At 63.3% G+C, this 19,793-nt stretch carries 21 protein-coding genes; 12 read left to right on the top strand and 9 right to left on the bottom strand.

Translation table 11 applies throughout. From position 1 onward, the window contains the following. The first annotated feature begins 252 nt into the window (after positions 1–252). Positions 253–2,328 (top strand): DUF1217 domain-containing protein, encoded by a 2,076-nt coding sequence (locus K289_RS0106870; protein ID WP_027550819.1) that lies wholly within the window; start codon positions 253–255, stop codon positions 2,326–2,328. Between the two features lie 60 nt (positions 2,329–2,388). Here K289_RS0106870 and K289_RS0106865 read toward each other — a convergent pair whose 3' ends face one another. The 3 genes from K289_RS0106865 to K289_RS0106855 all read right to left on the bottom strand — a co-directional run bounded on the left by K289_RS0106865 (position 2,389) and on the right by K289_RS0106855 (position 5,468). Next, the gene (locus K289_RS0106865) at positions 2,389–3,249 is read right to left on the bottom strand and encodes a PCC domain-containing protein (RefSeq protein ID WP_027550818.1); all 861 of its coding nucleotides are present in this window, start codon (positions 3,247–3,249) and stop codon (positions 2,389–2,391) included. 8 nt (positions 3,250–3,257) lie between these two features. After that, on the bottom strand, positions 3,258–4,865 hold the full coding sequence (locus K289_RS0106860; RefSeq protein WP_027550817.1) for an acyl-CoA synthetase: 1,608 nt from the start codon (positions 4,863–4,865) through the stop codon (positions 3,258–3,260). A 105-nt stretch (positions 4,866–4,970) separates the two neighbouring features. Then, positions 4,971–5,468: a hypothetical protein gene (locus K289_RS0106855; protein WP_027550816.1), complete on the bottom strand. Its 498-nt coding sequence runs from the start codon at positions 5,466–5,468 to the stop codon at positions 4,971–4,973. A 94-nt stretch (positions 5,469–5,562) separates the two neighbouring features. Between K289_RS0106855 and K289_RS0106850 the strand changes: the two genes are divergently transcribed. The 3 genes from K289_RS0106850 (at position 5,563) to K289_RS0106840 (ending at position 6,825) form a co-directional block, all read left to right on the top strand. Then, positions 5,563–5,931 (top strand): hypothetical protein, encoded by a 369-nt coding sequence (locus K289_RS0106850; RefSeq protein WP_027550815.1) that lies wholly within the window; start codon positions 5,563–5,565, stop codon positions 5,929–5,931. Positions 5,932–6,022: 91 nt separating this feature from the next. Then, positions 6,023–6,538, top strand: coding sequence for a DUF3828 domain-containing protein (locus tag K289_RS0106845; protein WP_027550814.1), 516 nt, complete (start codon positions 6,023–6,025; stop codon positions 6,536–6,538). 11 nt (positions 6,539–6,549) lie between these two features. Further along, positions 6,550–6,825, top strand: a complete 276-nt coding sequence (locus K289_RS0106840) for a GNAT family N-acetyltransferase (RefSeq protein ID WP_027550813.1) — start codon at positions 6,550–6,552, stop codon at positions 6,823–6,825. Positions 6,826–6,872: 47 nt separating this feature from the next. Here K289_RS0106840 and K289_RS0106835 read toward each other — a convergent pair whose 3' ends face one another. Further along, positions 6,873–7,316, bottom strand: coding sequence for an SPW repeat protein (locus K289_RS0106835; protein ID WP_371260791.1), 444 nt, complete (start codon positions 7,314–7,316; stop codon positions 6,873–6,875). A gap of 154 nt (positions 7,317–7,470) precedes the next feature. Then, positions 7,471–8,406 carry a tetratricopeptide repeat protein gene (locus tag K289_RS0106830; protein WP_027550811.1) on the bottom strand — a complete coding sequence of 312 codons (936 nt, stop codon included), beginning with the start codon at positions 8,404–8,406 and terminating at the stop codon, positions 7,471–7,473. A 104-nt stretch (positions 8,407–8,510) separates the two neighbouring features. Here K289_RS0106830 and K289_RS0106825 point away from each other — a divergent pair, with 104 nt between their 5' ends. Beyond that, positions 8,511–8,786, top strand: a complete 276-nt coding sequence (locus K289_RS0106825) for a GNAT family N-acetyltransferase (RefSeq protein WP_027550810.1) — start codon at positions 8,511–8,513, stop codon at positions 8,784–8,786. A gap of 51 nt (positions 8,787–8,837) precedes the next feature. Here the strand turns inward: K289_RS0106825 and K289_RS0106820 are convergent, their stop codons facing one another. Beyond that, on the bottom strand, positions 8,838–9,251 hold the full coding sequence (locus K289_RS0106820; RefSeq protein WP_027550809.1) for a DUF3597 domain-containing protein: 414 nt from the start codon (positions 9,249–9,251) through the stop codon (positions 8,838–8,840). Between the two features lie 333 nt (positions 9,252–9,584). Here K289_RS0106820 and K289_RS0106815 point away from each other — a divergent pair, with 333 nt between their 5' ends. After that, on the top strand, positions 9,585–10,493 hold the full coding sequence (locus K289_RS0106815; protein ID WP_027550808.1) for a DUF2189 domain-containing protein: 909 nt from the start codon (positions 9,585–9,587) through the stop codon (positions 10,491–10,493). A 134-nt stretch (positions 10,494–10,627) separates the two neighbouring features. Next, on the top strand, positions 10,628–11,452 hold the full coding sequence (locus K289_RS0106810) for a lytic murein transglycosylase (protein WP_027550807.1): 825 nt from the start codon (positions 10,628–10,630) through the stop codon (positions 11,450–11,452). 57 nt (positions 11,453–11,509) lie between these two features. On the opposite strand, the gene K289_RS0106805 is transcribed toward K289_RS0106810, so the two are convergent. Beyond that, positions 11,510–11,773: a hypothetical protein gene (locus tag K289_RS0106805; protein ID WP_027550806.1), complete on the bottom strand. Its 264-nt coding sequence runs from the start codon at positions 11,771–11,773 to the stop codon at positions 11,510–11,512. A gap of 698 nt (positions 11,774–12,471) precedes the next feature. Here K289_RS0106805 and K289_RS48485 point away from each other — a divergent pair. The 5 genes from K289_RS48485 (at position 12,472) to K289_RS0106780 (ending at position 17,752) form a co-directional block, all read left to right on the top strand. Beyond that, positions 12,472–12,624 (top strand): DUF1127 domain-containing protein, encoded by a 153-nt coding sequence (locus K289_RS48485; RefSeq protein WP_007590701.1) that lies wholly within the window; start codon positions 12,472–12,474, stop codon positions 12,622–12,624. A 127-nt stretch (positions 12,625–12,751) separates the two neighbouring features. Further along, positions 12,752–14,179: a methylenetetrahydrofolate--tRNA-(uracil(54)-C(5))-methyltransferase (FADH(2)-oxidizing) TrmFO gene (gene trmFO / locus K289_RS0106795; RefSeq protein WP_027550805.1), complete on the top strand. Its 1,428-nt coding sequence runs from the start codon at positions 12,752–12,754 to the stop codon at positions 14,177–14,179. Between the two features lie 7 nt (positions 14,180–14,186). Next, a complete protein-coding gene (locus K289_RS0106790) occupies positions 14,187–15,281 on the top strand; it encodes a serine/threonine protein kinase (RefSeq protein WP_027550804.1) in 1,095 nt (364 codons plus the stop codon). A gap of 116 nt (positions 15,282–15,397) precedes the next feature. Next, positions 15,398–15,934 (top strand): CAP domain-containing protein, encoded by a 537-nt coding sequence (locus K289_RS0106785; protein WP_371260790.1) that lies wholly within the window; start codon positions 15,398–15,400, stop codon positions 15,932–15,934. Positions 15,935–16,177: 243 nt separating this feature from the next. Then, positions 16,178–17,752 carry a L,D-transpeptidase gene (locus tag K289_RS0106780; protein WP_027550802.1) on the top strand — a complete coding sequence of 525 codons (1,575 nt, stop codon included), beginning with the start codon at positions 16,178–16,180 and terminating at the stop codon, positions 17,750–17,752. 63 nt (positions 17,753–17,815) lie between these two features. On the opposite strand, the gene K289_RS0106775 is transcribed toward K289_RS0106780, so the two are convergent. Continuing rightward, positions 17,816–18,289, bottom strand: a complete 474-nt coding sequence (locus K289_RS0106775) for a VOC family protein (RefSeq protein WP_027550801.1) — start codon at positions 18,287–18,289, stop codon at positions 17,816–17,818. A gap of 204 nt (positions 18,290–18,493) precedes the next feature. Further along, on the bottom strand, positions 18,494–19,756 hold the full coding sequence (locus K289_RS0106770) for a threonine ammonia-lyase (RefSeq protein WP_027550800.1): 1,263 nt from the start codon (positions 19,754–19,756) through the stop codon (positions 18,494–18,496). Between the last annotated feature and the right edge of the window lie 37 nt (positions 19,757–19,793).

The following is a 19,793-nucleotide window of genomic DNA, read 5'->3' as shown; positions in this document are numbered from 1 at the left end:
GATCTTATCTTGACCGGAACATATCAGGAACGCAATCTTCGCGAAAGCCGCATCTGAGAAACATACAGAAACAGATAGAAATAAACCCGATATGCGTCACTTGGACGCAAATTGAAACCTAAGATTGTAGGCTAGAATCGCCTTAAGAAGACGTAGCTCTGAGACAGTCTGCTGGCATGATGCCAGCCTCCACCTCGCGACCCGGCAATGATTGACGGAAGTCCGGGACCGTAAAGCCGCGAGGAATGCGCGATGGTGTCAACGTATTTCAGTTACAACTACATTACGCGCAATCTCAAGCAGTCCCTGACGCGGGTCGAACAGCAACCGGACGTGGCGCGAGAGGCCGCCTATTACAAGGCCAACATCGGCAAGGTGAAGACCGTCGACGATTTTATGAAGGATTATCGCCTGTATCACTATGCGATGAAGGCGTATGGCCTGGAAGACATGGCGTACGCCAAGGCTTTCATGAAAAAGGTGCTGGAGAGCGACCTCTCCGACTCAAAGAGCTTCGTCAACAAGCTGGTGGACAAGCGTTACCGGGAGTTTGCCGCGGCATTTTCCTTCAATGGCAGTGCAACGCCGGTTGCGCAATCGGAGAACCAGACCGACGAGATGATCGGTCTGTACACGGCGACCAAGAAGCACCAGGTCGATGCACTTGCCGACGACTCGACATACTACAGCGCAGAAATCGGCAACATCAGCGGTGCAGACCAGCTCCTGAACAACGACCGTCTTCGCAACTATGTCTATTCGGCATATGGGATCGATCAAAGCAAGTGGCCGCGTGACACGATAAGCCAGGTCCTGCGCAGCGATCCATCCGATCCAAACAGCTACGTCAACACCACCTTCGCTTCTCGGTTGACTGGCCTCAACGCCCAGCTTGCTCAAGCCCGATCGGATGTCAGCGCCGCCAATTCAAAGATAGCCGACTACACCGCCCAACTATCGCAACCGGGCGCCAACGTGACCCAGTTGAACGTCCAGATCCTGGTGGAAAAGCATCACCTGGAGTCATATACGAACAGCATTTCCAGCCTCAGCGGCGAGATAGCGACGATTGGCGGGTTTGTAGATCTGGCCGGCGCGTTCGAGTTTTCGCCTGACGGGTCGCTTCCGCCAGGTGTGTCCGCGCAGACTGCTGCAAATGTCACGATCACGAAACAGAGGTTCGACGACAGCAAGGCCGCGGTCTATTCGGCGGCAAGCCCGCTGAACGAAGCCTTTGCAATCAGGCAATTCAGAACGGCCATCCTCAAGGTCAATTCGGTCCAGGCGTTCGTATCGACACCAAACGTGTATGATTTTGCGCTGGGAGCCGTCGGCCTCGATCCCAAAGAGGTCTCGCAGGCCACTATCAAGGCCGTCCTCGAAAGCGACCTCAGCAACCCCAAGAGCTACGTATATACCCTCAAGGACGATCGATACGTAGAGCTCGCACGCGCCTTCAACTTCGACGCAAAAGGCAATCTGACGACCCCCTTGGTGGCTCAGGACTCGGCTGAAGTCCTCGATATTGCCAGGAACTACGTCATTGCAGCGCTGAAACAGGCAAGCCCTCAGCAGCAGAAGGCAGTTCGGGACCAAGCCCAGAAAGACGCGACGACTTATCAGGAAGCGATCGCGGACATAGGAAGCGTTTCCGATCTGCTCGCAAACCGGAAGATGGTCGATTTCATTCTCGTCGCCAAAGGCTTGGACCCCAAGAAAGTCAGCACCGAATATCTCAAGAAGATCTTCAGCTCCGATCTGAGCAATCCAAAGAGCTTCGCAAACACGCAAAGCGATCCGCGCTTTGCTGAAATCGTGGCGTCGTTCAACTTCGACAACAAGGGCAACGTCGCGCGCCTGCCGATGATGGGTCCTCAGAAGCGAGATCAATTTCGGGAAACACAGGCGAACTATCTCCAGCAAAGCCTGGAGCAGCAGCAGGGGGATACGAATCCCGGCGTGCGCCTGGCGCTCTATTTCCAGCGAAAGGCGGGGGAAATCACGTCCGCATATGACATCCTTGCCGACAAGGCTCTTTCGGAGGTGTTCAGGACCACCTTCGATCTTCCTGATTCGATGGCGGCGATGCCGATCGATCAGCAGGCCAAGTTCGTGGACAGATTCATGAAGATCAAGGATCTTTCCGATCCCGCGAAGGTTGCAAAGCTGCTGAACCGTTTCTCCGCCATGTATGACATCAAAAACAACCAGAGCACCGGTCAGGCTCAATCTCCGCTGCTCGACCTCTTTCAAGGATCGAGCTCAGCCATATCAGGGGTAAGTGAATCTACGTTCCTGGCCATTGCCAAGCTACGTGCTCACCCCTGATGATCGCTCGCCGCATCTATTGCGGCGTCACGATAGCGGGTTCCGGCCTGCTCGCCGATACTAGCCTAACACCTCCAGCACCAGCTCCATGGTCATCAGCACCGGATTGTCGCCGCGGATCAGGCGCCCCTCGGCGAGGCCGCCGGTGTAGTCGACCAGGGCGACATCGAGCGCGGCTTCGAGCGCTCCGGACTGGCCGGGCGCGATCGTCCCGGTCGTCACGGCCAACTCGGTGGCAAACGGCTCGGTCACGCCGCCATGGGTGAAGCGTGCACCGATGGTCGAGCCGACACCGCCATGGATTTTCGCACGTGCGATGCCGTGCGCGCGGCAGAAGCCTTCAAGCGCTTCCGCAAAATCCTGGTTCGGCCGCAGCCGCAGCGCGAAGGCGCGGCTCGTCGTGCGCGCGCGGGTGCTCACAGCAGCCACCGGCCCGAACAGTTTGAAATTCGTTTCGGGATCAGGTTCAGCGGTGAACATCGCACCATCAAGCCCGAAAGCTTCGACCTCGAACGGCTCGGCAACGATCGTCTCATCCGGCAACATGTGGCCGCCGCTGGCGCGGCCATCTGCCTCGGTCCAGAGTCCGTGACAATGAAAGAAGGGCGCGCCGTCGCGCAGGCCAAGCGTCATGCCGCCGAGCTTCGTCTGCGTGATGCCGCCGGGCCGGAACGTGTCGCTGTAGAACGCAGCATTCTCGCCCGTCTTCGAGAGCGCCGGCATGACGTAGGCGAACGGCCCGAGCGCGCCGCGCCGGAAGTTCAACACACCTCCGGCAAAGCCTTCCGCCGCAAGGCCGCGGTGAACGGCTTGCAGCAGCGGCAGGCCGGCTTGGAGCGTGAACGAGAAGGCGCGTCCCCTCGCCTCCACCCATTGGATGCGCTCGGCGATCGGCGCGCCCGGCTGCTTGATGCTGCGCATGATGCCGCTCAGCCCGCCTTGGTCTTGTCGAGATCGAGCAGCCCGCGCGCCTCGAGCTCGTCGCGCACCATGCGCTTCGGGATCTTGCCATAACCGGACTTCGGCAGCGCCTCCCAGAAGAAGAACCGCTTCGGCATCTTGTAGCGCGGCACCTTCGGGCTCAGGAACGCCGCCATCTCCGCTTCGCTCACGGGTTTCTCACCGTCGCACACGACGCAGACGGCGACGCCGACCTCACCCCAGGTCGGATCGGGCACGCCGAGCACGGCGACCTCGCCGACCGCGGGATGCGTCAGTATCTTCTCCTCGATCTCGCGCGGATAGATGTTGGAGCCGCCGGAGATGTACATGTCGGAGGCGCGGCCGGTGATGTAGACAAAACCCTCCTCGTCCATGTGGCCGAGATCGCCGGTGCGGAACCAGCCGTTGCGGAACGCTTTTGCATTGGCCTCGGGGTTGTCGTAGTAGCCGGCGAACACCGCAGGACCGATCACGCAGATTTCGCCGCTCTGGTTGGCCCCGAGTTCGCGGCCTTCATCGTCCTGGATCGAGACCTGCATGGCGGTGCGCTCGAAGCCGCAGGTGCCGATCTTCGCATGCGGGCCGTCCTCGGGATCATGCAGTGCCGCCGGCAGCACGGTGATGTTGCCGGTGACCTCGCCCAGGCCGAAATACTGCACGATGACCTTGCCGAGCTTCTTCAACGCGGCCTTCTGATCCTCGCGATACATCGGCGCGCCGGCATAGATCACCTGGCGCAGCGAGGAATGGTCGTATTTGTCTGCGGCGGGGTGCTCGACCATCATCTTCAAGATTGTCGGCACCGTGAAGAGATTGCTGACGCGGTGGGCCTCGATCAGGCGAAACGCCTCGTTGATGTCGAATTTTTCCGTCGGCAGCAGCACGGTACGCGCGCCGCGCGCTGTCTGCATCAACTGGTGCACGCCGGCGCCATGCGACAGCGGCGCCACCACGAGCGATGCATCCTGCTCCGTCGTGCCGGGCGTGAGATCGGCCAGATGATTGGTCACCACGAATCCCATCTGGCCGTGGGTGAGCACGGCAGCCTTGGAGCGGCCGGTGGTGCCGGAGGTAAAGAAGAACCAGCAGGGATCGTCGTATTCGACGTCGACATTCGCGACATCAGCGCCGGTCTGCGAGGTAATGGCATCGGCCACCGTGCGCTCGCCGAACGAAGCCTTGCCGTCGATGCTCCAGGTAAACTCCAGTGCACCGCAGCTCACCGCCGCGGCGTGCTCGGGAAAATCGACATGACAAAGGAACGCCTTCGCACCGGAGGCCTGGGCAAGATAGGCGACCTCGTCGGGCATCAGACGGAAATTGGTGGGCACCCAGACCGCGCCGAGCCGGAACGCCGAAAACATCGAGACGAACATCTCGTCGCCATTCTTGGAATGGACGAGGATGCGGTCCCCTTTCTTGATGCCGCGCGCGGCAAGTGCGGCGGCCAACGCCGAGACCTGCGCATCGATCTCGCGCCAGGTCCAGGATTTGTCGCCCCACACGAAGCCGGGGCGCGAATCGTGCCGCCGCGCATTCTGGGTCAGCATGTAAGCGAGATTCATGACGCGGCGGGACATGCGCAAGGGCTGCATCGGGCTTCCTCATCGATGGCGGACGGCGCGCACGCGCCCCGCCCTTTGCGGCCCATTTATCGCCATCGCCCGCGGCCCCGCAAGGCCGCCGGCTGCGCACCTGCCCTACGGCTTCCTGAACTCGAACGGCGTCGCCGAGATGGCCTTCTCCTTGAAGCAGGCCTGCGCGCCGAAGCCGCCGCAAAAGCTCCCATGCAGATCGAAGCGCATGGTTCGCGCGGCGCCGCGCTTCATCGGCTTTGCCTTGATCTCGTAGCTGCGGACATAACCGTCGAAGACGGGACGCACGCTGCCGTCCGGCAGCGTCACCAGGATGTCGAGGAGGCAGCCGCCGGTTCCGCAATAAGTCGTCTCGCGATCGCCGCACTTGGTGTCGTGGAAATCAACGATGTAGTCGTCGCGGCCATCGCCGGTCAGATCGATCCTGCGCACCGTGTCCGGCGTGAAGCTCACCTGCCCGCCGCCCTGGCTGTCGCACTCTTCGTTGGCATAGCGCAGCGCCTTCTGCACCTCGGACGGATAGTCGGCCGGATTGAACGGTTTTACGTCGTCAGCGCGGGCGGCAGTCGCGAGTAGAACGAACAGCAGGATCAGGTATCGCATTCGCGTTGGTCGTTCGCACAGCCGCGATCGTTCAGGGAATCTTAAACATGATCGGCGCAACCTCGCGCAGTTCTCGCGTACAGAGTGCCTCATCATGGTCAAAGCGCCCGCCGTCCTCCTGTTGTCGCTGGCGCTCGCCGGGTGTGCTGTGGCTCCGCAAGCCCGTCTAGCGTCCGATCCGGCCTTCGCGCCGGCGCGCTATGCCTGGGATGGCGCCGGAGAAAATCCCAATCAGCCACATTCCACCGCCGAGCCATCGCGCGCGATGCGGACCGCCGCCAGACCTGAGCACAACAACGCGCAGGCCGGGATTCAACCCTATTCGAAGGAATGGTGGCAGGCGCAGGACGGTATCGAGGCCGAGCAGGAGGCTCACATCAACCGCTCCCTCGTCATCTGTCAGGGTTGCCTGCGCCCGCGGCACCAGCCTGAAGACGCGCGGCTCGCCAAAGCGGCCGATTGAACCGAACTGCCTCCGCTTCGGTCTACAGAGATACGCGCTGACATAGCCCGCTCCGGTCTATCCTTGTGCGCCATCATCTCAAGGGAATTCCATGCTGACCCGCCGTAGCCTCATTGCCGCCTCCCTCCTCGCCAGCATCAACCCGGCCCTCGCCCAGACGCCCGCGCCAACCGATCCGGTGGCGATCCTCACTGCAATCTACACCCGCGCAGCCAAGGGCAAGGGGGATGGTGGCGGCGCCTTCGTCGTCGAGAACAAGGCGGCCAAGGCCAAATATCTCTCCAAAGCGCTGGTCGCGCTGTGGGCCAAGGCCGATGCACATACGCCCAAGGGCGACGTCGGTCCGGTCGATTTCGATCCCGTCACCAATTCGCAGGAACCGGACGTGAAATCGTTCAAGATTGACGCCGAGAAGATGGAGGCCGACAAGGCTACGGTCGCGGTGACCATCACCGGTCATCGCAACGACCGCAAACCTGCCGACCAGATCGTGCGTTATGATTTCGTGCGTGAGGCCAACAGCTGGAAGATCGACGACATCAAGGGCTCCTCCGATGGCGAGGCCTGGTCGATCCGCAAGATGCTGACGGACTCGCTGAAGAGTTGAGCGGAGACGACGTGAGCGACGTCATCAACAACAAGGCCCACAACCGCTACGAGCTCGATGTCGAAGGCCATATCGCTGCGACCTACTACAGGCTCGACGGCGACGTCATCACCTTCGTCCACACCGAGGTGCCCGCCGAACTCGGCGGCAAGGGCATCGGCTCAAAACTCGTCAAGGGCGCACTCGACCAGGTCCGCACCGCAGACCTGAAAGTCATCGCGCAATGCCCGTTCGTGAAGGCGTGGATCGACAAGCATCCGGACTATGCGGATATTCTGAAGAGATGAGAGCACAGGCCCGCTCGTAGCGGAGCGGGCCTGCCGATATCTACGACTTATTGCCCATGCTTGAGCAGGTCTTGGTCGCTCATGTCCCAGTCCTGCCACAGCTGGAGAACGCCGAGCAGCACCACCACCGCGCCGAGGCTCGTGTGGTAGATGCGGAGAAAGCCTTCACCGGAATAGCCGAGGACATAGGGCGAGGCGATGAGCCACAGTCCGACCAGGATCGTCGTTATCTCCTGCCAGCGCTGCAGCGCGACATATTCGAGCTGGCTGATGCCAAACACGACCAGGCCGACGGCGACCGAATTCAGGATCACCATCTGATTTGAGACGATCGCCGGCTGATCCTGGACAGGGAACCATGGCGACGCGACGATCAACGCGCCGACCAGCATCCCGCACCAGTCTTCCCAAGTTCGGTGAGTATTCAAGAAACCAAAGTCCGACATCGTACCCTCCTCCAACAGAGGCATACGTCTGCGGCTGGCGATCATGACACTCCGAATGTTTAGCGACCCTGCCTGCCGCATTCGGGCGTATGTCCTTCAAAGGACGTGGGAACCCCAGTGGAACTTGCAAGAGCGATGTCGAGGATTATTTGCGGTCGCCGCGCGATGCTCGCTGGTCGACACCCATGCCGCACTGCGGCTATCCGGCCCCAAGCTTCTGGAGCGCCTCGCGCGCCATCGGCAGGCCGGGACGCAGCTCCAGCGCCTTCCTGAAATCGGCGATGGCGCCCTGCTTGTCACCAAGCCGCATCCTGGCCTGACCGCGATTGTTCCAGGAGAACACGTCGGACGGATCGTATTGCAGCGCCATGTCGTAGTCGGCGAGCCCGCCTTTGTTATCGCCCTGGTAGAGCCGGATCATGCCGCGATTGCGCCAGCCGCGCGCATCGGTCGGAGCGATCCGGATCGCCTCGCCGTAATCGGCGGCGGCGCGGTCGAGCTGCTCGCTGTCGCGATAGACGTTGCCGCGGTCGATATAGGCGAGCAGGCCGGGCGCCAGCTTGATCCGCATCGTGTAGTCGGCCAGCGCATGCGGCATGTCGCGCTTGCGGTAATAGACTAGGCCGCGATTGGTATAGGCCGTGGCATAGTTGGGATCGAGCTTGATGGCAGCGCTGAAATCGGCAAAGGCGCCGTCGAGATCGCCCTTGTTGTAGCGCGACTCGCCGCGGTTGCTGTAGGCAAGCGCCAGCGACGGATCGAGCTTGATCGCCTCGTCGTAGTCGGCGATGGCGCGATCATAGTCGCGCTTGAAGGAAAAGACGCGGCCGCGATTGTTGAAGGCGCAAGCGTAGTCCGGAGCAAGTCTGACCGCCTCGTCGAGGTCGGACAGCGCAGCGTCGAGTTCGCGCTTCTCGGTGAGGCCATGGCCGCGATTGCAATAGGCCCCGGCGAGCCTGCGGCCGCTCTCGCTCCTGGTGTCGATTACGGTCGAGCAAGCCTTGACCCGCTCCTCCGGCGTGCTGGTCAGTCCCACGCAGGCCTCCCAGGCCGGACCGCCTTCGGCCGAGGCCGGCACCGGCAGGGCAGCGACGAGCGCGGCAAGCACGGCCATGAGACTGATCGGGACACGCATTTTTCGGATATCTCCCCTGCGGCAACCTTCCTTGGTCGCGCCTTGGCAAGGGCGGGTTCAGGCGCCTAGATCACGGAGCAAGCTCGGCTTCGAAAGGATCTCGCATGGCGGCATCGATACGCGACAACAAGGACAGCAGCCGCTTTGAGCTCGACATCGGCAGCGAGGTCGCCTTCGCCAATTATCGGCTGACGCCGTCGGCCGTGATCATCACCCACACCGAGACGCCGCGCGCGCTGCGCGGCCGCGGGATCGCTTCCGAACTGATCAAGGGCGCGCTGGAATTGATCCGCCGCGACGGCAAGAAGGTGATCGCGGGCTGCGGCTTCGTCGCCGACTATCTCGACAGGCATCCGGAGGATGCCGATCTCGTCGCCTGAAAGCAAAAGGACCCGCGACATCGCGGGCCCCTGCTGCGACGGCGGTGCCGCTTAGTGCTTGATCTCCGGCGGCAGCTTGCCGCCATTGGCGGCGAGCTTGGACATCACCTGCTTGTGCAGCCAGACATTCATGCTGGCCGAGTCGTTCATGTCGCCGGTGTAGCCGAGCTCCTTGGCGAGATCCTTGCGGGCGGCCAGGCTCGAATCGATGTCGAGCGCCTTCATGAGGTCGACGATCGAGGTACGCCACTCCAGCTTCTCGCCCTTGTGGGCGGCGGCGGCCTTGTCGACGATCGCGGCGACGTCCACGGTTGCCATGGGCGCGCCAGCCGGCGCGGACGATGGCGCCGATCCGCTCGGCGCGGCCCCTGCGGACGCGCCGCCCGAAGCTGCGCCACCGGGGGGCGCGGCGGAAGCCGGTTGGCTGCCGAAGATCGCGCTCATGATTTTTCCGAAAATGCTCATGTCTGTTCCCCGAAAAGGATCCGTTGGAAGGGCCTCAAGTTGGCACTTATAGACGAAGTTTCTGCGTCGCGCCCGCCGAGTTCAGCGAACCGCCAAGCATGAGCTTATCTGCGGCGAAATGACGACCGAATGACACATTCGAGGTTGCACTGCGACATCGAATTTCACCCAAGCGTGAGGGACAGGACTCGGAATTGGGAGTAGCTTTTCCGTTCAGCTCGCGATGCCATCCGGAAATTCGCGTCTGGCCGGGATCGCGAAAATTCACGAAGAGCGGCCGCTTGCGCCGTTGCCGGCGCCGGATGCGGCCGCATGGCAAGGGAGCTAGCGATCATGGCCACACTATCCCAGGGCAATGTCCCCACGATGGCCCAGAGCGCGGATGCGGCTGGACCTGTGATCCGAACCATCGAACTGTCCGATCTGCACGATGCGCTCAAGCGCGGCTGGGAGGATTTCAAGGCGGTTCCGAGTCACGCCATCGTCCTCTGTGTGATCTATCCGGTGCTGGGCCTCGTGCTCGCCCGCGTGGTGATGGGCTATTCGGTGCTGCCGCTGCTGTTTCCCCTCGCCGCGGGCTTCGCCCTGATCGGCCCGTTCGCGGCCCTCGGGCTCTACGAACTCAGCAGCCGGCGCGAACGCGGTGAAGAAGCCAGCGCCTGGGATGCCATGGAGGTGCTGCGCTCGCCCTCCTTCGGCGCCATGCTCGGTCTCGGCACGCTGCTGCTCGCTCTGTTCGTGACCTGGGTCGCGACCGCGCAGGCGATCTATGTTGCCGCCTTCGGCTATGAGGGCGTGACCGGAATCTCGGATTTCGCGAGGCGCGTGCTGACGACGCAGCAAGGCTGGTGGCTGATCGTGGTCGGCTGCGGCATAGGCTTCGTCTTCGCGCTGGCCGCGCTCTGCATCAGCGCCGTGTCGTTCCCGCTGATGCTCGACCGGCATGCCGGTGCGCTGGAGGCGATGGTCACCTCGCTTCGCGTCGTCGCCAAGAACCCGGTGCCGATGTTGGGCTGGGGCCTGGTCGTGGCGGTGTTGCTGGCGCTCGGCACGATTCCCGCCTTCCTGGGTCTCGCCGTGGTCATCCCCCTGCTCGGCCACGCCACCTGGCACCTCTACCGCAAGGTGATCGTGTCGGATCCCGATGCACGGCCGGTGCCGCCACCGCCGCATCGCCCGCGCAAGCCGGCAGCGGACTTCCCCGCCAACCTCTTCCCCTGGCGGAATGACACAGAAGCCTAGTAACATGCAGCAACACTCGATCCTGCCCGCATGCCGGGCAGGATCGGATCATCTTCATAGGCCTTGCTTTGGCCGCGGTTACCACCGACATTCCCGCCGCCGGTCATACCACTTCACGGAATGAATTCTTTCGAATGACCCCGACGATTTCTCGTCTTGCTCTCGTAGCTTTCACCCTCGCCGCGTCAATCGTCTCAGCCGAACCTGCGCTGGCCGCGACCGCATGCGGGTCCGGCAATTTCGACGCCTGGCTTGCTGATTTCAAAACCGAAGCAGCCGCCAAAGGCATCTCGCAGCAAGCCATCACTGCGGGGCTTGCCGGCGTGACGCTCGATCAGGCCGTGCTCAATCGCGACCGCTCGCAAAAGGTCTTCAGCCAGACCTTTGAGGAATTTTCCGGCCGCATGGTGCCGCCGCGCCTGCAGCGCGGCTCCAACATGATGAAGCAGTATGGCTCGGTGCTCTCCCGCATCGAGCAGACGTATGGCGTGCCGGGCGAGGTGCTGGTCGCGATCTGGGGGCTCGAGACCGATTTCGGCGTCAACACCGGCAAGTTTCCGACGATACGTTCGCTCGCCACGCTCGCCTATGACTGCCGGCGCGCCGAACAGTTTCGGGGCGAGCTGATGGATGCGCTGCGCATCGTCCAGCGCGGCGATCTGGCGCCAGCCGAGATGCGCGGTGCCTGGGCCGGCGAGATCGGCCAGACCCAATTCATGCCATCGTCCTGGATGAAATATGCCGTCGACTTCGACGGCAATGGCAAGCGCGACCTGCTGCACAACGCGCCCGACGTACTCGCCTCCACCGCCAATTATCTGGCCGGCTATGGCTGGCAGCGCGGCAAGGATTGGCAGCCGGGCAGCCCGAACTTCGCGGTGCTGCAGCAGTGGAATAAGAGCGAGGTCTACGCCAAGACGGTGGCCTACTTCGCCGCCCAGCTCGCGCGCGCTCCTTAAAACAAGTCCTGAACAAAAAGCAGGCCGATCGCATCGCGACCGGCCCTCTTCGAGCGTTTACTTACCCGTGGTGGCGCGCATCGCCTTGTTCAGGTGCGCACCGCACGCACCCATTTTGCCGTTGAGCAACGAGTCCTGAGCGGCTGCGATCTCCTTCTGGGCGACGAACTTGCTGTCGCCATCAGCCATGTTCTCGATGGCGGTCTCCGTGTGCTCCAGATTGGCCGAGCTGCACCCACCCGCGGCATGTTTGGCGGCTTGAGCCGGCGCGACGGCAAAGGCAACGGCAGCAATTGCGATAACCCCGAGTAACTTCGTCATGATGTTACTTTCCTTCTCTTATTCTTGAACACAGAACCGACGACATTGCCGGAATCTGCGGCATGACTTTCCTCCGGACGCGTCAACTTGCCGCAATAAATTCCCCGCGAGAATTGCGTGATGTTGCGCGCTGCGCAGAGCCGCATGCGAATTTTCTGATTTTCATTACAACTTCGTAATCAGACCGTACACGCTGGGCGTGCGTCCAGCGCAGCAGCCGGCCTGCAAACGGCCTGAGATCGACGACGACCTTTCCAGGGACCAAGCGCGAGCCATCGGGCTCCGTGCAAAGTACCGACGATCGGCTTCAGATGCATCGATCGATTCTCAATCAAAGGATTGAATCAATATTCACACGAAAAGTTCCCGAAACATGCGATTCGCGCATGCGTCACTTGGGTCTAGAAGCTATCCAGCTGGCTTGCGGACGACCGCTGCGCGACCTATTTCCAGTTTCTATGGAACCGCAGATGCGGTCATAAGTCCGTGATTTCACGGACGTTTGTTGTTGACTCCGGGTAATCCCGCCCGCCGCTTGGGCAGGCTCGCCGAGAGGTTAAGCGTCTCTTACTCACGCTATGCGTTCTTCGCTTAGCTGCATCGCAACATCGGAACTTCCGCACTGCAACACTCCCATCTATATTCATTTCAACGATGACGCTCAGGTCAAGGGTTGAATCGAACTACAGGAGACTACTATGCTGCTCTCGCTCATCCGCATGATCCAGGCCTTCCGGGACTATCAGCGCAATGTTGCCGAGCTGTCCCAGCTCAGCGATCGCGAACTGGCCGACATCGGCCTCGATCGCTCGGACATCCCGCGCGTTGCCGCCGGTCAATATCAGGGCTGATACCGCATCAGCCCTTACCGGACGAACCGATAGCGCCCGCCTTGTGCGGGCGTTGTCGTATCTGAAAGGCAGAAAACTCGATCTCGGCGATTCCAACGGCCGCCGAAAAGCGCTACCTGTCCCGCCCATGACAGGATCCCAATCCAACACTGTGCACGTGATCGGCGCTGGGCTAGCCGGCTCGGAGGCCGCCTGGCAGGTGGCCAAATCCGGCATCCCCGTCGTGCTGCACGAGATGCGGCCGACCCGCATGACCGAGGCGCACCGCACCGACGGGCTTGCCGAGCTCGTCTGCTCGAACTCGTTCCGCTCCGACGATGCCGCCAACAACGCCGTCGGACTGATCCACGCCGAGATGCGCCGCCTCGGCTCGCTGATCATGCGTGCCGCCGACGCCAACCAGGTGCCGGCAGGCGGCGCGCTGGCGGTCGATCGCGACGGCTTCTCGGCCGCCGTCACCAAGGCGCTCGAAGACCATCCTCTGATCGAGATTGCCCGCGGCGAGATCGCGGGCCTGCCCCCGGCCGAGTGGGGCAATGTGATCGTTGCGACCGGCCCCCTCACCTCTGCGCCGCTGGCCGACGCCATTCGCGAACTGACCGACGAGAACGCGCTCGCCTTCTTCGATGCGATCGCGCCGATCGTGCACCGCGACTCCATCGACATGACGGTGGCCTGGTTCCAGTCGCGCTACGACAAGGTCGGTCCCGGCGGCAACGGCGCCGACTACATCAACTGCCCGATGACGAAGGACCAGTATGACGGCTTCGTCGCCGCGCTGCTCTCGGGCGAAAAGACCGAGTTCAAGGAGTGGGAGACCAACACGCCCTATTTCGACGGCTGCCTGCCGATCGAGGTGATGGCGGAGCGCGGGCCCGAGACGCTGCGCCACGGCCCGATGAAGCCGGTCGGCCTCACCAATCCGCACGATCCCACCACAAAAGCCTACGCGATCGTGCAGCTTCGCCAGGACAACAAGCTCGGCACGCTCTACAACATCGTCGGCTTCCAGACGAAGTTGAAGTACGGCGAGCAACAGCGCATCTTCCGCGCCATTCCCGGGCTCGAGAAAGCCGAATTCGCCCGGCTCGGCGGCCTGCACCGCAACACCTTCCTGAACTCGCCCAAGCTGCTCGACGGCCAGCTCCGCCTGCGCGCACAGCCGCGGCTGCGCTTTGCCGGCCAGATGACAGGCTGCGAAGGCTATGTGGAGTCCGCCAGCGTCGGCCTGATCGCCGGCCTCTATGCGGCAGCGGACGCGCGCGGAGAAACACTCGCGAGCCCGCCGGCCACGACGGCGCTCGGATCGCTGCTCGGCCACATCACCGGCGGGCACATCGAGACCATCGAAGCGGGCACGCGCTCGTTCCAGCCGATGAATATCAATTTCGGCCTGTTCCCGCCGCTCGCAAGCGCGCCAACGAAGAAGCCCGACGGCACGCGTCTGCGCGGCAACGAGAAGACTGTGGCCAAGAAGCAGGCGTTGAGCGCGCGGGCGCTCGCCGATCTCGATCGCTGGATCGCCGATCACCTGCACATTGCCGCAGCGGCGTGAGCCTTCGATGAGCCTCTCAAAAGAAGACGCCGCAGTGCTGTCGGCGCGCTGGACCGACGGCGTGCTGCTCAAGCGCGACGTGTTCTCGACCGTCGAGCGTGGCCGCTTCCGCGGCGATGCCGGCGAGGTCGAGGCCGTCCTGCGCCGGCTCGATGAAGTGCCGTGGTGGTCGTTCCTCTTGGCGCGGCATCTGTTCGCGCGCGAGAAGCATGCGCTGGCGCTCGCCAAAGGCCTGAACGTCGGCCCCGAACTCTTGTGGGCCGGCCGCCGCGCGTTGGTCCGCGGCTTCGTCGATGGCGTCGCGCTGCATCTGGCAAAGCCGCATGGCGACCTCGCCTATTTCCGCTCGGCCAAAGCGGCGCTGCGCCGGCTGCGCCGTGCCGGCATCTGCCACAACGACCTCGCCAAGGAGCAGAACTGGCTGGTCGGCCGCGACGGCCGCGCCTACGTGACCGATTTCCAGCTCGCCGCCTGCTTCAAGAACCGTGGCCGGCTCTATCGCATCCTCGCCTATGAGGACCTCCGGCATCTCCTCAAGCACAAGCGCTCCTATGCTCCGGATGCGCTGACGCCGCGGGAGCGCAAGATCCTCGCGAAAAAATCCTTCGCCGCTAGCCTGTGGCTCGCCACCGGCAAGAAGGTCTACCGCGCCATCACGCGCGGCCTGTTCAACTTCACCGACCGCGAGGGCGGCGGCCGCCGGCTGGTCAACGACGCGCCGGTGCTGGCCGCCCTGATCCGCAAGAATCCGGCCGTACGCGACACCGCGATCGTCGCCTTCGCGGACCGCCGCTCGGGCGTCGGGCTCTATGCCTTCGTCGAGGCCGACCAGGCCGCGCTCGAGGGCCAGCTTCGCAGCGAGCTGACCGCCGCCAAGGGACCAAAGCCCCCGGAACACATCCAGGTCGTGCATGCGCTGCCGCGCGATATCAGCGGCAAGCCGCGCACCGAGATCCTGCAACTGGTCGCCATGAACCAGGTCGACCTGATCGAGCCGATGATGAAGAACGACCAGGACCGCGCCTTTCTCAAGGACATCCTGGAGCAGCGCAAAAACCTGCGCGACCGCTTCAATTTCGAGGCGGACCTGCCGGCAAGCTAGCCTGGACGGCGCCTTGAAGCCTCCACATTGCCAATGGACAACCGACCCGGGTATTGCGGTCCGCTTGGTGGGGAATGGATATTTGGGGGAGGATAACCGGTCGTGTGGCTGGCGGAATGGTCGCCGGCCTTATGCTGTTGGCCGCCGCGCCCGCGATCGCCGCGGAGTCCCCGGCCGAACAGATCTCCAGCTTCCGTGTCAAACATGGCGAGGCCCGCGTCGTCCGTGACGCAACCCTCGACCGCATCGCGATGGAGCAGGCCCGTGCGATGGCGGCAAAGGATGATCTCAGCCACGACGCCCTCGGCCCGTTCACCAGGCGGGTCGCGCCAGCGCATGCGGGTCGCGCTGCAGAGAACATCGCCTACGGCTACGACACTTTCGAGAAGACGCTCGGTCAGTGGATCGACTCCTCCGGGCACCGCAAGAACCTGCTGCTGCACAACGCATCCCGCGTCGGGATCGCGAGCGCCAGGAACGCCAGCGGTAAGCGCACCTACTGGGCCATGGTGATTGCGGGCGATTACGAGCCGAAGCCGGGCAAGGGCAAAAAGGACAAGGAACCCCTCGTTGCCGTGAAGCGTGAGGTCCCCTCCCCAAGCCGGCCCAAAACCGATAGCTGTCACATCAAGCTGCTCAGTCTGTGCATTTGAGGCCAGCTGGCGCCGTTCGCTGCAAAGCGAAAGACCACCTGCGGCAAATCGACCACCAGTTTGGGACCAGCTCCACGGGCGAGCCACCCTTCCTCAGACGCAGGCGGTCATATATGAGGAATTTGCCACCGAAATGCCCCCAGAAGCGAGTTGGCGGCGTTGATGGCGGCAGGTTCGTTAATCCGAGTGTCGCAAGCTGACATCTGATCGACGCAGGCGCGGATAGGCATTTCGAGGAATGGCATGGCAGATCGGTTGACGGCGGCGCAATCCACCACGGCGATCCGGCGTTGGGGCTCTCCGGGCATTGTCACGCTCGCCGCGATGATCGCGCTGACGGCGCAGACCGCAGGCGCCGCGGCCAAGCAGGTGCGCCCCGCGGCCGCTGTCGAGGCGACGGCGCCGCGCGAGGCCGGCGAGCCGATCATGGCGATCGTGTCGATCCAGAGCCAGAGAGTCACCTTCTACGACGCCGACGGCTGGATCCTTCGTGCCCCGGTGTCGACCGGCACGACCGGACGCGAGACGCCGGCCGGCGTCTTCGCCGTCATCGAGAAGGACAAGGACCACCACTCGACCATGTATGACGATGCCTGGATGCCCAACATGCAGCGCATCACCTGGAACGGCATCGCGCTGCATGGCGGCCCGCTGCCCGGCTATGCGGCCTCGCACGGCTGCGTGCGGATGCCCTATGGCTTCGCAGAAAATCTGTTCGAGAAGACGAACATCGGGATGCGGGTGATCATCTCGCCTAACGATGCGGCCCCGGTCGATTTCTCCCACCCCGCGCTGTTCGTGCCGAAGAAGGAGGCCATTGCGGCCGCCCCTGCGCGCGCCGACAAGCTCTCCCGCGAGGCCGAGGAGGCCACCCGGGCCGCCGACGAGACGAAGAAGGCTGCCGCTGCGGCGGCACGCGAGGCCGCAGCGCTTCCGGCGACGCTGCGCAATCTGGAACGGCTGAAGGCGCGCGCCGACGCCGAGCTCGCCTACGCCGACAAGGCGCTCGCAACCGCAAAGACGGATCAGGCCCGGACAAAGGCCGAGGAGCTGAAGCAGAAGGCCGCCACCAAGGCTGCGGATGCAGCAACGCAGTTCGACGCCGCCAAGACCGATGCGCAGCCCAAGCGCGACGCCGCCGCGGCCACCAAGGAGGCCGCCAAGGAAGCAGCGACGAAGAAGGCCGATGCCGTCAAGGCGGCGACCGAGGCGAAGCTCGCGCTCGAGCCGGTCTCGGTCTACATCAGCCGTGCCACGCAGAAGCTTTACGTGCGGCGCAACACACACAAGCCGGCGCCGGACGGCGGCGGCGAGGTGTTCGATACCAGCATCGAAGTTCCCGTCACTATCCGCAATCCCGACCAGCCGCTCGGCACGCACATCTTCACGGCGATGGCGAAGAACGATGCCGGTCTGCGCTGGAGCGTGGTCACGATCGACAATGGCGACGACGCCAAGGACGCGCTCGACCGGATCACAATCCCGCAGGATGTGCTGGATCGCATCGCCCCGACCGCCATGCCGCGCTCGTCGATCATCATCTCGGACGAGCCGCTGAGCAAAGAGACCAACTATCGCACCGAGTTCGTCGCGGTGCTGAGCAACCAGCCGCAGGGCGGCTTCATCACGCGCAAGCCGACGGCCCCGATGGCCGTGGCGAGCGAAGACGGCGGCTGGGGGGACAACGGCGGTTTCGGGTTCTTCTTCCAGCAGCGCGATCCGAATCTGCAACCTGTCAATCCGCGCCGCCGCAGCGGCCAGTACCAGTACTATCAGCCGATGCAACCAATGCAGCCGATGCAGCGGGGCTGGTGGTAAGACGGCGCGCTCGATCGCGAGCACACCGTCTCGATCGGCGTAGGAGTTCAAGCGCCCGTGGCGTCAACCGCGCCGCGCCGCCTTGATCGCGGCGACGTCGATCTTTGTCATACCCATCATCGCTTCAAATGCGCGCTTCGCTTCAGCTCCGCCGGCCGCCAGCGCCTCTGTGAGCACACGTGGCGTGATCTGCCAGGAAATGCCCCATTTGTCCTTGCACCAGCCGCACGCGCTTTCCTGCCCGCCATTGCCGACAATGGCGCTCCAGTAGCGGTCGGTCTCCTCCTGATCGTCGGTGGCGATCTGGAACGAGAAGGCCTCGTTGTGCTTGAACACAGGGCCGCCGTTGAGGCCGAGACACGCAACGCCGGCAACGGTGAAATGGACCGTCAGCACATCGCCGGCCTTGCCTGAAGGATAGTCGCTGGGCGCGCGGTGGATGGCGTGCACTGCGCTGTCGGGAAACGTCTCGGCGTAGAAGCGGGCAGCAGCTTCGGCATCCTTGTCGTACCAGAGGCAAATCGTGTTCTTCGCCATCGCAGGTCCTTTCAGTTCCAAGTCTCGGTTCTAAGTCGCGCCCACTCCCCATGCGTGCGCCAGCTTAGAACTTCCCTCGCCTGGCTGCCACCACGGGCGGCCAACTGCCGCAGTTGCACTGCTTACGTTGGAAACAGAGGCGGACGCTCGAGCCTCTGCCTCGAACGTCCGCGCTTGATACGAGGTTCCCGGGCGTCCTGCCGCTCAGGTGCAGCGCGCACTCAATCCGGATGCGCTGAGCTTCGCCATGACTTCATCGAGATGCGCGCTGTCGCGCGTCTCGATGACCAGTTGCAGCAGCGTCGCCTTGGCCGGCAGGTCGGAAAACGTCCGCTGGTGCGAGACCTCGATGATGTTGGCGCCCGCCTCGGCGAGCAGTGCAGCAACCGCAGCCAGCTGGCCCGGCCGATCCGGAATATCGAGCGACAACTGAGTCAGCCGTCCCTCGCGCGCGAGCTCGCGGGTCAGGACGGACGCGATCAGCCGCGTGTCGATGTTACCGCCGCTCAGGACCAGCCCAACCTTCTGGCCGGCAAAGCGAGACGGATCGGACATGATCGCGGCAAGGCCAGCGGCGCCGGCGCCCTCCACCACCGTCTTTTCGATCGAGATCAGGGTCGCAACCGCACGCTCGAGCTCGGCTTCATTCACGAGCGCGATATCGTCGACGAGACGGCGGACGATCTCTGTGGTGATCTTGCCGGGCGATTTCACCGCGATGCCCTCGGCCAGCGTGTCGCCGCGCGCGGGCAAATTGCCTTCGTGAATCGCGTTGTACATCGAGGGATAGAGCCAAGCCTCGACGCCCAATATCCGCAATGAGGGCTTGAGCGATTTCGCCGCAATCGCAATGCCGCTGATCAGGCCACCGCCGCCGATCGGGACGACCAGCATATCCAGCTCCGGCACCGCCCTTAGCATTTCCAGCCCGACCGTGCCCTGCCCCGCGATGACCAACGGATCATCATAGGGATGGACGAATATCATGCCGCGGGCCTCGCCATGGCCGCGCGCAAACGCCGCGGACTCCTCCAGCGTCGCGCCAGTGACGATCACCTCGGCACCGTGGTGCCTGGTGTTCTCGACCTTCACCATCGGCGTGCCGACTGGCATCACGATGGTGGCGGGAATGCCGAGCCGCTTGGCATGATAGGCGACACCTTGCGCGTGGTTGCCCGCCGACATCGCGATCACGCCGCGCACGCGCTCCTCCGGCGTCAGTGCCGTGAGCCGGTTGAGAGCACCGCGCTCCTTGAACGAGGAGGTGAACTGGAGGTTCTCGAATTTGAGCCAGAGGTCGCAACCGCAAATGCTGCTCAGCGTGCGGCTGTAGTTGCAGGGCGTTTCGACGACGGCGCCCCGAATGATGTCGGCCGCGGCGCGGATATCGGCCGGCACAACCGGAAGGCCGGTCAGATCGACCGGATCGACGGTCGCAGCGGATGCGGTTTGGGGCAACTCAGCCATGGGACAGCATAGAGCATTTGGGTGGCCCAGGCGATAA

The organism is Bradyrhizobium sp. Cp5.3, assembly GCF_000426265.1.
GTDB classification, from domain to species: domain Bacteria; phylum Pseudomonadota; class Alphaproteobacteria; order Rhizobiales; family Xanthobacteraceae; genus Bradyrhizobium; species Bradyrhizobium neotropicale.
Note: the sequence above shows the minus strand (reverse complement) of the source record. Positions and strands in the feature narration are given on the sequence as shown.

What these genes read in the sequence shown, in the direction of transcription:
- K289_RS0106855 (WP_027550816.1), bottom strand. Translation starts at nt 5,468, where the DNA reads ATGCGATACCTGATCCTGCTGTTCGTTCTACTCGCGACTGCCGCCCGC.
- K289_RS0106815 (WP_027550808.1), top strand. Translation starts at nt 9,585, where the DNA reads ATGGCCACACTATCCCAGGGCAATGTCCCCACGATGGCCCAGAGCGCG.
- K289_RS0106790 (WP_027550804.1), top strand. Translation starts at nt 14,187, where the DNA reads ATGAGCCTCTCAAAAGAAGACGCCGCAGTGCTGTCGGCGCGCTGGACC.
- K289_RS0106850 (WP_027550815.1), top strand. Translation starts at nt 5,563, where the DNA reads ATGGTCAAAGCGCCCGCCGTCCTCCTGTTGTCGCTGGCGCTCGCCGGG.
- K289_RS0106830 (WP_027550811.1), bottom strand. Translation starts at nt 8,406, where the DNA reads ATGCGTGTCCCGATCAGTCTCATGGCCGTGCTTGCCGCGCTCGTCGCT.
- K289_RS0106865 (WP_027550818.1), bottom strand. Translation starts at nt 3,249, where the DNA reads ATGCGCAGCATCAAGCAGCCGGGCGCGCCGATCGCCGAGCGCATCCAA.
- K289_RS0106845 (WP_027550814.1), top strand. Translation starts at nt 6,023, where the DNA reads ATGCTGACCCGCCGTAGCCTCATTGCCGCCTCCCTCCTCGCCAGCATC.
- K289_RS0106820 (WP_027550809.1), bottom strand. Translation starts at nt 9,251, where the DNA reads ATGAGCATTTTCGGAAAAATCATGAGCGCGATCTTCGGCAGCCAACCG.
- K289_RS0106835 (WP_371260791.1), bottom strand. Translation starts at nt 7,316, where the DNA reads ATGATCGCCAGCCGCAGACGTATGCCTCTGTTGGAGGAGGGTACGATG.
- K289_RS0106770 (WP_027550800.1), bottom strand. Translation starts at nt 19,756, where the DNA reads ATGGCTGAGTTGCCCCAAACCGCATCCGCTGCGACCGTCGATCCGGTC.
- K289_RS0106860 (WP_027550817.1), bottom strand. Translation starts at nt 4,865, where the DNA reads ATGCAGCCCTTGCGCATGTCCCGCCGCGTCATGAATCTCGCTTACATG.
- K289_RS0106775 (WP_027550801.1), bottom strand. Translation starts at nt 18,289, where the DNA reads ATGGCGAAGAACACGATTTGCCTCTGGTACGACAAGGATGCCGAAGCT.
- K289_RS0106785 (WP_371260790.1), top strand. Translation starts at nt 15,398, where the DNA reads ATGGTCGCCGGCCTTATGCTGTTGGCCGCCGCGCCCGCGATCGCCGCG.
- K289_RS0106825 (WP_027550810.1), top strand. Translation starts at nt 8,511, where the DNA reads ATGGCGGCATCGATACGCGACAACAAGGACAGCAGCCGCTTTGAGCTC.
- K289_RS0106810 (WP_027550807.1), top strand. Translation starts at nt 10,628, where the DNA reads ATGACCCCGACGATTTCTCGTCTTGCTCTCGTAGCTTTCACCCTCGCC.
- K289_RS0106805 (WP_027550806.1), bottom strand. Translation starts at nt 11,773, where the DNA reads ATGACGAAGTTACTCGGGGTTATCGCAATTGCTGCCGTTGCCTTTGCC.
- K289_RS0106780 (WP_027550802.1), top strand. Translation starts at nt 16,178, where the DNA reads ATGGCAGATCGGTTGACGGCGGCGCAATCCACCACGGCGATCCGGCGT.
- trmFO (WP_027550805.1), top strand. Translation starts at nt 12,752, where the DNA reads ATGACAGGATCCCAATCCAACACTGTGCACGTGATCGGCGCTGGGCTA.
- K289_RS0106870 (WP_027550819.1), top strand. Translation starts at nt 253, where the DNA reads ATGGTGTCAACGTATTTCAGTTACAACTACATTACGCGCAATCTCAAG.
- K289_RS48485 (WP_007590701.1), top strand. Translation starts at nt 12,472, where the DNA reads ATGCTGCTCTCGCTCATCCGCATGATCCAGGCCTTCCGGGACTATCAG.